Raw genomic sequence first — 12,106 nt, 5'->3', positions numbered from 1 at the left:
CGGTCCCCCCGCTCGCGCGGACAATTGATCCCATGATCGTCGTGGTTCTCGTGGTCCTCCTCGTGCTGCTCGCCGCCGTCGCGGTCCTGCTGCTCGCCCGCGTGAGCAGCGACGACGCCCCCGGCGGCTTCGAGTCCCCCTGGCAGGCGTTCCGGCGCGGGCTGCGGGCGCGCCGTGCGCCCGAGACGGACGAGGCGCTGGCGGCCGCCGTGCAGCTGGAGCCGCAGGACGTCTCGCTCGCCGACTTCCTGCGCGCCAACGTGCGCTCCGGCGACGGCTACGTGGACGTCGAGGAGCTCACCGAGGACCTGCACCGCGTCGCGCAGACGCTGCGCGTCCGGCGCGGCGCCTGACCCCGCGCCGGGCCGACTGACCCCCGGGGGACGCCGGCCCCCGGGGCGGTGACGCGCACCCGGGCCGTCGGCCCCGGATGGGCCGCCGCGCCGGCGCCGCGCGCCCGCGTGGCCCCGCTCACGCCGCACCCGGTCGCGGTGCTCGCCGCGGTGCCGACAGACTGTGGCCGTGGACCTCAACGACCTCCTGCCCTACCTCGTCGGTGCCCCCGTGCTGGTGGCCGGCGCGGCCGCGGCGCTGCTGGTGCGCCGCCGGCGCGGCGCCGACCAGCAGCCGACGTCGCGGCCCGACGCGGGCCGCACCGCCACCGACGTCGTCGACCGCCCCGTCGTGCCGACGCCGGTCGTCCCGCCCGACGTCGCGGTCGACGGCACGAGCGGTGCGGTGGAGGGCGCGACCGTCGACGAGCTCTCCGTCGAGGACCTCGTCGCCCCGCCGCTGGAGACGCCGGCCCCCACCGCCGGCCGCCTGCGCCGCCTGCGCGAGCGCCTCGCCCGGTCCGGCTCGCCGCTGGGGACGCGTCTGCTGTCGGTGCTCTCGCGCGACCAGCTCACCGAGGACGACTGGGACGAGATCGAGGAGACCCTCCTGCTCGCCGACGTCGGCGCCGGCCCGACCGACGAGATCATGCAGGCCCTGCGCACGCGCGTGCGCATCGAGGGCCTGTCCGACCCGCTGCAGGCGCGGACGGTGCTGCGCGAGCAGCTGCTGGCGCTCGTCGACCCGAGCCTGGACCGCACGCTGCGCACCGACGCGGTGACCGCCCCCGACGGCACGCGCGCCCCCGCGGTGGTGCTGGTCGTCGGCGTCAACGGCACCGGCAAGACCACGACGGTCGGCAAGCTCGCGCGCGTGCTGGTCGCCGACGGGCGCTCGGTCGTCCTCGGCGCGGCGGACACGTTCCGCGCGGCCGCCGCCGACCAGCTCGAGACCTGGGGCTCGCGCGTGGGCGTGCCGACCGTCCGCTCCGACCGTGACGGCGCGGACCCGGCGTCCGTGGCCTTCGACGCCCTGCGCACGGGCCGTGAGGAGGGGGCGGACGTCGTCCTCGTCGACACCGCCGGCCGCCTGCAGAACAAGGCCGGCCTCATGGACGAGCTCGGCAAGATCACCCGCGTCCTCGGCCGCGACCTCCCGCTGTCCGAGGTGCTGCTCGTGCTCGACGCCACCACCGGCCAGAACGGCCTGCAGCAGGCGCGCGTGTTCGGCGAGGTCGCGGGCGTGACGGGCATCGTGCTGACCAAGCTCGACGGGACGGCGAAGGGCGGCATCGTCGTGGCCGTGCAGCGCGAGCTCGGCGTGCCGGTCAAGCTCGTCGGCCTCGGCGAGGGGCCGGACGACCTCGCCCCGTTCGACCCCGAGGCGTTCGTCGACGGCCTGCTCGGGGAGTGACCCACCGCTGACGGCGCCCGCGCCGAGGTGCGGACGGGGGCCCGCCCCGGTCCGCACCTCGGGGTCCTCCGTCCCAGGGACTGGACGATCGCCCTGCTCGAAACACGATGTTCACACCGCCGAGGTGCTTGTCACGTGGCGGAAACCGAGCACGCGCGTCGGTGAAACGCCTCTCCGCGACCGTTGTCGCCGACCAGCCACCCCCGGCTGGCGAGGGGAGAGGCGATCTCGATGGAAGAATTCGTCCTGGACAGCGGGAACACGGCGTTCATCATCTTCGCCGCTTCCCTGGTGTTCCTGATGACGCCTGCGCTGGCGTTCTTCTACGGCGGCATGGTGCGCGGCAAGAGCGTGCTGAACATGATGATGATGAGCTTCGGGGCGCTCGGCCTCGTGTCGCTCATCTGGGTCGTGTACGGGTACTCGGCGGCGTTCGGCAGCGACATCGGCGGGTTCATCGGCAACCCGACCGAGTTCCTCGGCCTGCAGGGCGCCACGGACGACCAGAGCCTGATGGCCGGGACCGGCGTGCCGTTCCTCGTCGCCGCGGGCTTCCAGCTGACGTTCGCGGTCATCACGGTCGCGCTCATCTCGGGCGCCGTCGCCGACCGCATGAAGTTCGGCGCCTGGCTGGTGTTCGCGGGCCTGTGGGTGACGGTCGTCTACCTGCCGCTCGCGCACATGGTGTGGGGCGGCGGCCTGCTCGGTGGCGGCTGGTTCCTGATCGACGCGCTGCCCGTCCCGATCGACTTCGCGGGCGGCACGGTCGTGCACATCAACGCCGGTGTCGCGGGCCTCGTCCTGGCGATCGTCCTCGGCAAGCGCAAGGGCTTCGGCCGCGAGCCGATGCGGCCGCACAACCTGCCGTTCGTCATGCTCGGCGCCGCGCTGCTGTGGTTCGGCTGGTTCGGCTTCAACGCGGGCTCCGAGTTCGCCGCGGACGGCACGGCCGGCCGTGCCTGGGTCAACACGACGGTCGCCACGGCGGTCGCGCTGCTCGCCTGGATCGGCACCGAGAAGATCCGTGACGGCCACGCCACGTCGCTGGGCGCCGCGTCCGGCGTCGTCGCCGGCCTCGTCGCCATCACGCCGGCCGCCGCGGCGGTCGACACGTGGGGCGCGATCGCCATCGGCCTCGTCGCGGGTGTCCTGTGCGCCCTGGCCGTCGGCCTGAAGTACAAGTTCGGCTACGACGACTCGCTCGACGTCGTCGGCGTCCACCTCGTCGGCGGGCTCGTCGGCACCGTCCTCATCGGCCTCTTCGCGACGGACACCGACGCGACCTGGTACCCCGAGGGCGCTGCGAACGGCCTGCTCTACGGTGGCGGCGCGGGCCAGCTCGGCACGCAGATCATCGTCGCCGTCCTGGCCATGCTCTTCAGCGGTCTGGCCACGCTCGTCATCGCGCTGATCCTCAAGGCGACGATCGGCCTGCGGGCGTCCGACGAGCAGGAGGTGTCCGGTCTCGACCTGACGGTCCACGGCGAGACGGCGTACGAGTCCCTGGGCGCGGGTGCCCGCGTCGTGACGGAGGTGAAGTGATGACGAAGCTCGTGACGGCGGTCATCCAGCCGCACCGGCTGGACGACGTGAAGTCGGCCCTCGAGGCCGCGGGTGTCCGCGGTCTGACGGTCAGCGAGGCGAGCGGCTACGGCCGCCAGCGCGGCCACACCGAGGTGTACCGGGGTGCCGAGTACACGGTGGACCTCGTGCCGAAGGTGAAGATCGACGTCCTCGTCGCCGACGGCGACGCGGCGGCGGTCACCGAGGTGATCGTCCGCGCGGCGCAGACCGGCAAGATCGGCGACGGCAAGGTCTGGGTCGTGCCGGTCGAGGACGTGGCTCGCGTCCGCACCGGCGAGCACGGCGACGACGCCCTCTGAGCAGGACGGTCGCGCACAGCACATGACGACAGGACGGCCGCCCGGCACGGGCGCCGCCGGGTCGCCGCAGGTCCCGCACCCCGACAGGGCACCGAGCCCCGTCGGGGTGCGGGACCTGCGTGCCGCTCGGCTCGCGACCGCGGCGCGCATGACGGGCCCGGGGACGGACGGCGTCGCGCGGCGCCGCGCCGTCGCGGACCTGGTGGTGGGGGCGCTCGGGCGGCTCTGGGACGAGGTGACGCAGGGGGTGGACCTCCAGGGCGTCGCCCTGGGAGTGGTCGGCAGCGTGGGACGCGGCGACGCGAGCCCCGTGTCGGACCTCGACCTGCTCCTCGTCCACGAGGGACGGGCGCACGGCCCGGAGGAGATCGCCGCGCTCGCGCAGCGTCTCTGGTACCCGATCTGGGACGCGAACCTCGACCTCGACCACTCGGTGCGCTCGCTCGCGCAGTGCCGGCAGGTGGCGTCCAAGGACCTGCCCGCCGCGGTGGGGCTGCTGGAGCTGCAGCCGGTGGCGGGGGACGGTCTCGTCGTCGCCCGCGCACGCTCGGCGCTGCTGGCCGACTGGCGCTCGGCGGCGCGCCGCCGGCTGCCCGAGCTGCTCGCCTCGACGCGGCAGCGCGCCGACCGCCACGGCGAGCTGGCCTACCTGCTCGAGCCGGACCTCAAGGAGGCCCGCGGCGGCATCCGGGACGCCGTGGTGCTGTCCGCGCTCGCGGCGACGTGGCTCACGGACCGGCCGCACGGCGCCGTGGACCACGCCTACACGCACCTGCTCGACGTCCGCGACGCGGTCCAGGTCGTCACGGGCCGGCACACGAACCGCCTGCTGCTCGTCGACCAGGACGAGGTGGCCGCGCTCGTCGGCTTCGACGACCGCGACGACCTGCTCGCGTCGGTGGCGGAGGCCGGGCGGGTCATCTCGTACGCGCTGGACACCACCGCGAGGAACGCCCGGCAGGCGCTCCAGCGCCCGGCCCGGCGTCCGGTGCTCGTCCGCGGCCGGCGCACCCCGCCGCGCCTGCGCCAGATCGCGGAGGGCCTCGTCGAGCACGACGGCGAGCTCGTCCTGGCCGTCGACGCGCGCCCGGCCGACGACCCCGTGCTGTCGCTGCGCGCCGCGGCGACCGCGGCCCGGACCGGTCTCGTCCTGTCGCCGGTCACGGTCGCCAGCCTGGAGGCGACCCCGCCGCTGCCGACGCCCTGGCCGCGTGCGGCGCGCCAGCAGCTGCTGCACCTGCTCGCCGCCGGGCCCGCGCAGGTGCCCGTGTGGGAGGCGCTGGACCTCGCCGGCGTCGTGACGACGTGGATCCCGGAGTGGGCCGGGGTGCGCAACCGGCCCCAGCGCTCGCCCGTGCACCGGCACACCGTCGACCGGCACCTCGTCGAGACGGTGGCCCGCGCCGGGCGCGACCGGCGCGCGGTGGAGGCCCCGGACACGCTGCTGCTCGCCGCGCTGCTGCACGACATCGGCAAGCGCGCCGGCGCGGGGGACCACTCGGTCGAGGGCGCCCGCCTGGCCGGGCCCGTCGTGGAGCGGATGGGGTTCGGCCCGCAGGTCGCCGCCGACGTGGCGCGTCTCGTGCGCGAGCACCTCACCCTCGCCGAGCTCGCGACGGGCGCCGACCCGGACGACCCGGCGACCCTCGACCGGCTCCTCGACGCGGTGGAGCACCGGGCCGACCTGCTCGCGCTGCTGCGCGCGCTGACCGAGGCGGACGCGTCCGCGGCCGGGCCCGCGGCGTGGACGGCGTGGCGCGAGCGGCTCGTCGACGACCTCACCGCCCGGGGTCTGCGCGCCCTGGCAGGTACCCTGGACCGTCCGTAGCCCGTCCGCTTCCCGCAGCGAGGTCCGGTGTTCGCCACCCTCTCCGACCGTCTCACGTCGACCTTCAAGAACCTGCGCTCGAAGGGCAGGCTCTCGGAGGCGGACATCGACGCGACGATCCGTGAGATCCGTCGTGCCCTGCTCGACGCCGACGTCGCGGTCCCGGTCGTCCGCCAGTTCACCGGCGCCGTGCGCGAGCGCGCGCTCTCCGCCGAGGTCTCGCGCGCGCTCAACCCGGCGCAGCAGGTCGTCAAGATCGTCAACGACGAGCTGGTGGCGATCCTCGGCGGGCAGACGCGGACCATCGCGTTCGCGAAGCAGCCGCCGACCGTCATCCTGCTCGCCGGCCTCCAGGGCGCGGGCAAGACGACGCTCGCGGGCAAGCTCGCCCAGTGGCTCAAGGGCTCGGGGCACACCCCGCTGCTCGTCGCGGCGGACCTGCAGCGTCCCAACGCCGTGACGCAGCTGCAGGTGGTCGGCGAGCGCGCCGGCGTGCCGGTGCACGCGCCGCACCCGGGCAACCAGGGTGCCGACGACGTCCTGCCGGCCGGCGCCGACCCGGTCTCCGTCGCGCGCTCCGGCCTCGAGGAGGCGCGCCGGCGGCAGCACGACGTGCTCATCGTCGACACGGCCGGCCGCCTCGGCGTCGACGCCGAGCTCATGCGGCAGGCCGCGGACATCCGCGACGCCGTGCAGCCGGACGAGGTCCTGTTCGTCGTCGACGCGATGATCGGTCAGGACGCCGTCACGACGGCGCAGGCGTTCCAGGACGGCGTCGGCTTCACCGGCGTCGTGCTGTCGAAGCTCGACGGCGACGCGCGCGGTGGTGCCGCGCTGTCGATCGCGAGCGTGACGGGCCGCCCGATCATGTTCGCCTCGACCGGTGAGAAGCTCACCGACTTCGAGGTCTTCCACCCCGACCGCATGGCGTCGCGCATCCTCGACATGGGCGACGTGCTGACGCTCATCGAGCAGGCCGAGAAGGCGTTCGACGCCGACCAGGCCGAGAAGATGGCCGGCAAGCTCGTCGGCGGCGAGGACTTCACGCTCGAGGACTTCCTCGTGCAGATGCAGCAGCTGCGCAACATGGGCTCGATCAAGAAGATGTTCGGGATGCTGCCCGGCATGGGGCAGATGCGCGAGGCCCTGGAGAACTTCGACGAGCGCGAGGTCGACCGCATCGAGGCGATGATCCGCTCGATGACGCCGGGCGAGCGGCAGAACCCGAAGATCATCAACGGCTCGCGGCGGGCCCGCATCGCGCGCGGCTCCGGGACGACGCCGAGCGAGATCAACCAGCTGCTCGAGCGGTTCGAGGGCGCGAAGAAGATGATGCGCCAGATGGCCAAGGGCGGCGGCATGCCCGGGATGCCCCCGGGCATGGGCAACCTGCCCGGCATGGGCGGCAAGAAGTCGCGGGGCAAGCAGGCACCGGCCAAGCGCGCGAAGGGCGCCCGCTCCGGCAACCCGGCCAAGCGCGCGGAGCAGGAGAAGGCCGCCGCGGCGCGGGCCGCAGGCCAGGCGCCGGCGGGGTCCGCGTTCGGGATCGGGGGCGGCCCCGCGCAGGCGCCGGACCCGGCCGACCTGCAGCTGCCCGCCGGGCTGGACAAGCTGTTCGGCGGCCGCTGACACCCGCCGTGGCCGTCACGCACCTGCGGGGGACCGTCGTGCTCGGTGACGAGCACGAGGTGGGCGAGGCGTGGGTCGTGGGGGACCGGCTGACCCTGGAGCGGCCGGCCGGTGCCCCGGACGCCGTGCTCGAGGGCTGGGTGCTGCCCGGGCTCGTCGACGTGCACTGCCACATCGGGCTGGCGTCCGACGGGGCGGTCGACGCCGCGACGGCGGAGCGGCAGGCCCTCGCGGACCGCGACTCGGGCGTCCTGCTCGTGCGTGACGCCGGGTCGCCCGCCGACACCGGGTGGGTCCACGAGCGCGCCGACCTGCCGCGGCTGATCCGCGCCGGCCGCCACCTGGCGCGGCCGAAGCGGTACCTGCGCCACTACGGGCGCGAGCTGGTCGACGTGCGCGAGCTGCCCGCCGCGGTGCGCGAGGAGGCGGCCCGGGGCGACGGCTGGGTCAAGCTCGTCGCGGACTGGATCGACCGCGACCTCGGTGACGACGGGGACCTGCGCCCGCTCTGGCCGGACGACGTCCTCGTCGACGCGGTCGCGGCGGCCCACGACGCCGGGGCCCGCGTCACGGCGCACACGTTCGCCACCGAGTCCCTCGACGCGCTGCTCGACGCCGGCGTCGACTGCCTCGAGCACGGCACCGGCGCGACGCCGGACCAGGTCGACCGGATCGCCGCGGCGGGCGTACCCGTCACTGCGACCCTGCTCCAGGTCGGGCAGTTCGAGGCGATCGCCGCCCAGGGGGAGGCGCGCTTCCCGCGCTTCGCGGCCCGCATGCGCGCCATGCACGCGCGCCGGCACGCGCACGTGCGCGACCTGCACGACGCCGGGGTGCGCGTGCTCGTCGGCACGGACGCCGGCGGCACGATCGGCCACGGACGCATCGCGGACGAGGTCGCCGAGATGGTGGCGGCGGGAGTCCCGGCCCGGGACGTGGTCGCGGCCGCGAGCTGGCGCACGCGCAGCTGGCTGGGCGTGGAGGGGGTCGCGGAGGGCGCGAGCGCCGACGTGGTGGTGTACGAGGCCGACCCGCGCGAGGACGTCCGGGTGCTGGCGGCGCCCGCGGCCGTCGTGCTGCGGGGAACCCGGTACCGCTGACGACCGGTGCGGCCGGGCGGGACCGCGCCGCACGTCACGGCGACCCGGGCTCCGGGTGTGCTCGCCGCACCCGGGATGTCTGGCACAATGGTCGGCTGTACTCGGCGCGCACAGCCCCTCTACCTGTGCCCGCTGCGTCCTTGAGGCCGGACCGGCGCGCCCTCCCCACGGGCAGGCGCAGGTCAGGCCGCCTCAGCAGACATCAGGAGACACCACCTCGTGGCCACGAAGATCCGCCTCAAGCGTCTGGGCAAGATCCGCGCGCCGTACTACCGCATCGTCGTCGCCGACTCGCGCACCAAGCGCGACGGCCGCGTGATCGAGGAGATCGGCAAGTACCACCCGACCGAGGAGCCGTCGCTCATCGACGTGAACTCGGACCGTGCGCAGTACTGGCTCGGCGTCGGCGCGCAGCCGACCGAGCAGGTCCTCGCGCTGCTCAAGGTCACCGGCGACTGGCAGAAGTTCAAGGGCCTGCCGGGCGCCGAGGGCACCCTGCGCACCAAGGCGCCGAAGGCCGACGCCGCTGCCGCTGTCGAGGCCGCCTCCGCCGACGCCGAGAAGGCCAAGGCGCGCGCCGCCGAGAAGAAGACCGCCGAGCCGGCTGCGGACGCCGAGGCGACCGCCGAGGACGAGCAGGCCTGATGCTCGCCGACGCGCTCGAGCACCTGGTGCGGGGCATCGTCGACCACCCGGACGACGTGCGCGTGCGCGCCTCGTCCCAGCGCCGCGGGGAGATGCTCGAGGTGCGTGTGCACCCCGAGGACCTCGGGCGCGTCATCGGCCGCGGCGGCCGCACGGCCCGTGCCCTGCGCACGGTCGTGTCCGCGCTCGCGACCGACGGCCCGGTCCGCGTCGACGTGGTCGACGTCGACCGCCGCTGAGAACCACGCACGACGGCCCGGTCCCTGCCCAGGGGCCGGGCCGTCGGCGTCACCGGGCCCGTGCGCGGTGACCGACGAGCCCCGACGCCGGCAGGCGAGCGGGGGAGGGAGAGCACGATGCAGCTGACGGTGGCCCGGATCGGCCGCGCCCACGGCCTGCGGGGCGAGGTCGCGCTGGACGTCCGCAGCGACGTCCCGGAGCGACGGTTCGCGGTGGGTGCGCGCTTCGAGACGGACCCGGCGTCGGCCGGTCCGCTCACGGTGACCCGTGTGCGCGAGGCGCAGGGACGCTGGTACGTCGCCTTCACCGAGGTGCCGGACCGCACGGCGGCCGAGGCGCTGCGCGGCGTCGAGCTGCTCGTCGACAGCGACGACGACGCGGACGACGACGGCTGGTACGAGCACGAGCTCGTCGGGCTGCGTGCGGAGCACGCGGCCGACGGGCGCCTGCTCGGCGAGGTCGTCGGCCTCGAGCACCTGCCCGCGCAGGACCTGCTCGTCCTGCGCGAGCCCGACGGCACGCGCACGCTGGTGCCGTTCGTGGAGGCGATCGTGCCGGTGGTCGACGTGCCCGCCGGCCGCGTCGTCCTCGACCCGCCGGGCGGGCTGCTGGCCGCCGACGCCGACCGTCTGGTCGTCGACGAGCCGACCGGCGACGAGGGCTGACGTGCGCGTCGACGTCGTCTCGATCTTCCCCGAGTACCTCGCCGCGCTCGACCTGTCGCTCGTCGGCAAGGCGCGCACCGCCGGGCTGCTCGACCTGCGCGTGCACGACCTGCGCACGTGGACCGACGACCGGCACCGCACGGTCGACGACACGCCGTTCGGCGGCGGTGCCGGGATGGTCATGCGGCCGGACGTGTGGGGGCGTGCGCTCGACGACGTGCTCGACGACGGCGCCCACCTGATCGTCCCGTCGCCGGCGGGCGAGGTGTTCACCCAGCGCACGGCCGAGCGGCTGGCACGCGAGGAGCACCTGGTGGTCGCGTGCGGACGGTACGAGGGCATCGACGCACGGGTCGCCGAGCACTACGCGCAGCGCGTGCGCGTCACGGAGCTCTCCCTGGGCGACTACGTGCTCAACGGCGGGGAGGTCGCCGCGCTCGTCGTGGTCGAGGCAGTCGCGCGGCTGCTGCCCGGAGTGGTGGGCAACCCCGCGTCCCTCGTGGAGGAGTCGCACGGCGCGGCCGGGCTGCTCGAGTACCCCGTCTACACCAAGCCGGCGCAGTGGGCCGGCCGGGAGGTGCCCGACGTGCTGCTGTCGGGCCACCACGCGCGCATCGAGCGGTGGCGGCGCGACCGCGCCCTCGAGCGGACGGCACGGCGCAGGCCCGACCTGCTGGCGGCGCTCGACCCCGCCGCGCTCGACCGGCACGACGTCGCGCTGCTCGCCGAGCTCGGGTGGCACGTGGAGGACGGGCGGCTCGTGCGGAACGCGACCGCGGTCTGACCTGCGGCTGATTCGGTCGGACGGCGCCGCTGTGGCAGACTGGTCGGTCGGTGCGCGTCGGCCGCCTCTCTGCCGCAGGGGAGAGCGCCCGCGACGCACGGACCCGGCTCCGCCCGGGGCCGCCCACCTGAACCGAGCCCCCACGGGCGCCTGCCCTGCCCCGGCAGCGCGTGCGCCCGTCGATCACGCTCCTGACCTGCGGCAGGGCGGGGAAGTGACACGTCATGCAGACGCTCGACGCGATCGACGCAGCATCGCTGCGCACCGACGTCCCGGAGTTCCGCCCCGGCGACACCCTCAAGGTCAACGTCAAGGTCGTCGAGGGCAACCGCTCTCGCATCCAGGCGTTCCAGGGCGTCGTCATCGCCCGCCAGGGTGCCGGCGTGCGCGAGACCTTCACGATCCGCAAGATCAGCTTCGGCGTCGGGGTGGAGCGCACGTTCCCCGTCCACTCGCCGACGCTCGACTCGGTCGAGGTCGTGACCCGCGGTGACGTCCGCCGCGCGAAGCTGTACTACCTCCGTGCGCTGCGCGGCAAGAAGGCGAAGATCAAGGAGAAGCGCGAGCAGGCGCCGGCCAAGGGCTGAGCACCGCGCCTCCACGACGGGCGGTCACCGCAGCTGCGGTGGCCGCCCGTCGGCGTCCTCGCGGAGGTCGTCCGGCCCCGCTCGACGTGCGGTCGGGCTCCGCGCGGGACCCGCCCTCGTGGCAGAGTGTGACGGTGAGCGAGCGACGCGCCGAGCAGCTGGGGTCGGTGCCGCCCCCCGGGCAGGGCATGGACGCCGGTGCCGGGAACGAGCGGCCCCCGTGGCCTCCGAGGGGCGACGCGTCCGACGGCGCCCGCACGGACCAGGACCCCGAGGGCGCGGGGAGCCGCCGCCGCATCCGCGAGCGGGAGCGTGGTGCGAACCGCTCCGGCGCGTGGTCCTGGGTGCGCGAGACGGCGATCATCCTCGTCAGCGCGCTGGTGCTGTCGCTCGTCGTCAAGACGTTCCTCGTGCAGGCGTTCTTCATCCCGTCGCAGTCGATGCACGACACCCTGATCGAGAACGACCGCATCCTCGTCAGCAAGCTCACGCCCGGGCCTCGCGACCTGCGCCGGGGCGACGTCGTCGTGTTCAAGGACCCCGGCGGCTGGCTGCCGCCGGTGGAGGAGCCCGCGCGGGGTCCGGTCGGCACCGCCGTCGAGGACGCGCTCACGTGGATCGGCCTGCTGCCGCAGGACGCCGGTGAGCACCTCGTCAAGCGCGTCATCGGGCTCCCGGGCGACCGGGTGGCCAGCGCCGGTCCGGGCTCGCCCGTCACGGTCAACGGGGTGCCGATCGACGAGCCGTACCTCGCCGCCGGCGTGCAGCCGAGCGAGAAGACGTTCGACGTCGTCGTCCCCGAGAACTCGGTGTGGGTCATGGGGGACAACCGCCCGCGGTCCGCGGACTCGCGCTTCAACCAGGGACGTCCCGGTGGGGGGTCCGTCCCGATGGACAACATCGTCGGGGTCGCGTTCGTCACCGTGTGGCCGCTGGACCGCGTGACGGTGCTGCGCAACCCCTCCGACACCTTCGCCGGCGTCCCCGACCCGTCCTGAC

At 75.0% G+C, this 12,106-nt stretch carries 13 protein-coding genes; all 13 read left to right on the top strand.

Annotation, left to right across the window (positions count from 1 at the left end; all coding sequences use genetic code 11):
- Nucleotides 1–32 precede the first annotated feature (32 nt).
- Entirely contained in the window at nucleotides 33–353 is a 321-nt protein-coding gene (locus tag FB586_RS16490) for a hypothetical protein (RefSeq protein WP_246036859.1), read from the top strand.
- Between the two features lie 169 nt (nucleotides 354–522).
- Complete coding sequence (ftsY, locus tag FB586_RS16485; RefSeq protein WP_136520433.1) at nucleotides 523–1,746, top strand: signal recognition particle-docking protein FtsY; 1,224 nt, start codon at nucleotides 523–525, stop codon at nucleotides 1,744–1,746.
- 231 nt (nucleotides 1,747–1,977) lie between these two features.
- Complete coding sequence (locus tag FB586_RS16480; RefSeq protein WP_136520432.1) at nucleotides 1,978–3,288, top strand: ammonium transporter; 1,311 nt, start codon at nucleotides 1,978–1,980, stop codon at nucleotides 3,286–3,288.
- Nucleotides 3,288–3,629, top strand: coding sequence for a P-II family nitrogen regulator (locus tag FB586_RS16475; RefSeq protein ID WP_136520431.1), 342 nt, complete (start codon nucleotides 3,288–3,290; stop codon nucleotides 3,627–3,629). Before FB586_RS16480 ends, FB586_RS16475 begins: the two co-directional genes overlap by 1 nt.
- Nucleotides 3,630–3,651: 22 nt before the next feature.
- Nucleotides 3,652–5,457, top strand: coding sequence for a [protein-PII] uridylyltransferase (locus FB586_RS16470; RefSeq protein ID WP_136520430.1), 1,806 nt, complete (start codon nucleotides 3,652–3,654; stop codon nucleotides 5,455–5,457).
- 27 nt (nucleotides 5,458–5,484) lie between these two features.
- Nucleotides 5,485–7,086 carry a signal recognition particle protein gene (gene ffh / locus FB586_RS16465; protein WP_136520429.1) on the top strand — a complete coding sequence of 534 codons (1,602 nt, stop codon included), beginning with the start codon at nucleotides 5,485–5,487 and terminating at the stop codon, nucleotides 7,084–7,086.
- Between the two features lie 8 nt (nucleotides 7,087–7,094).
- On the top strand, nucleotides 7,095–8,186 hold the full coding sequence (locus tag FB586_RS16460; RefSeq protein WP_136520428.1) for an amidohydrolase family protein: 1,092 nt from the start codon (nucleotides 7,095–7,097) through the stop codon (nucleotides 8,184–8,186).
- 219 nt (nucleotides 8,187–8,405) lie between these two features.
- Nucleotides 8,406–8,831, top strand: coding sequence for a 30S ribosomal protein S16 (gene rpsP / locus FB586_RS16455; protein WP_136520427.1), 426 nt, complete (start codon nucleotides 8,406–8,408; stop codon nucleotides 8,829–8,831).
- The gene (locus tag FB586_RS16450; RefSeq protein WP_136520426.1) at nucleotides 8,831–9,070 is read left to right on the top strand and encodes an RNA-binding protein; all 240 of its coding nucleotides are present in this window, start codon (nucleotides 8,831–8,833) and stop codon (nucleotides 9,068–9,070) included. The genes rpsP and FB586_RS16450 overlap by 1 nt, the downstream gene beginning before the upstream one ends.
- A 117-nt stretch (nucleotides 9,071–9,187) precedes the next feature.
- Nucleotides 9,188–9,736, top strand: a complete 549-nt coding sequence (gene rimM, locus FB586_RS16445) for a ribosome maturation factor RimM (protein WP_136520425.1) — start codon at nucleotides 9,188–9,190, stop codon at nucleotides 9,734–9,736.
- Between the two features lies 1 nt (nucleotide 9,737).
- On the top strand, nucleotides 9,738–10,520 hold the full coding sequence (trmD, locus tag FB586_RS16440) for a tRNA (guanosine(37)-N1)-methyltransferase TrmD (protein ID WP_136520424.1): 783 nt from the start codon (nucleotides 9,738–9,740) through the stop codon (nucleotides 10,518–10,520).
- A 224-nt stretch (nucleotides 10,521–10,744) separates the two neighbouring features.
- Nucleotides 10,745–11,107, top strand: coding sequence for a 50S ribosomal protein L19 (gene rplS, locus FB586_RS16435; RefSeq protein WP_136520423.1), 363 nt, complete (start codon nucleotides 10,745–10,747; stop codon nucleotides 11,105–11,107).
- A gap of 134 nt (nucleotides 11,108–11,241) precedes the next feature.
- Complete coding sequence (gene lepB / locus FB586_RS16430; RefSeq protein WP_246036856.1) at nucleotides 11,242–12,105, top strand: signal peptidase I; 864 nt, start codon at nucleotides 11,242–11,244, stop codon at nucleotides 12,103–12,105.
- The last annotated feature ends 1 nt before the right edge of the window (nucleotide 12,106 follow it).

Origin of the sequence: Cellulomonas telluris (genome assembly GCF_004886325.1) — a bacterium.
Lineage (GTDB): Bacteria > Actinomycetota > Actinomycetes > Actinomycetales > Cellulomonadaceae > Cellulomonas > Cellulomonas telluris.
The sequence above is the reverse complement of the archived record's forward strand: the minus strand, read 5'-3'. Positions and strand labels throughout refer to the sequence as shown.

Excerpts from the sequence above, each read along its gene's own strand:
- FB586_RS16475 (WP_136520431.1), top strand. The coding sequence starts at position 3,288 with ATGACGAAGCTCGTGACGGCGGTCATCCAGCCGCACCGGCTGGACGAC.
- FB586_RS16490 (WP_246036859.1), top strand. The coding sequence starts at position 33 with ATGATCGTCGTGGTTCTCGTGGTCCTCCTCGTGCTGCTCGCCGCCGTC.
- FB586_RS16480 (WP_136520432.1), top strand. The coding sequence starts at position 1,978 with ATGGAAGAATTCGTCCTGGACAGCGGGAACACGGCGTTCATCATCTTC.
- rplS (WP_136520423.1), top strand. The coding sequence starts at position 10,745 with ATGCAGACGCTCGACGCGATCGACGCAGCATCGCTGCGCACCGACGTC.
- FB586_RS16470 (WP_136520430.1), top strand. The coding sequence starts at position 3,652 with ATGACGACAGGACGGCCGCCCGGCACGGGCGCCGCCGGGTCGCCGCAG.
- FB586_RS16450 (WP_136520426.1), top strand. The coding sequence starts at position 8,831 with ATGCTCGCCGACGCGCTCGAGCACCTGGTGCGGGGCATCGTCGACCAC.
- rimM (WP_136520425.1), top strand. The coding sequence starts at position 9,188 with ATGCAGCTGACGGTGGCCCGGATCGGCCGCGCCCACGGCCTGCGGGGC.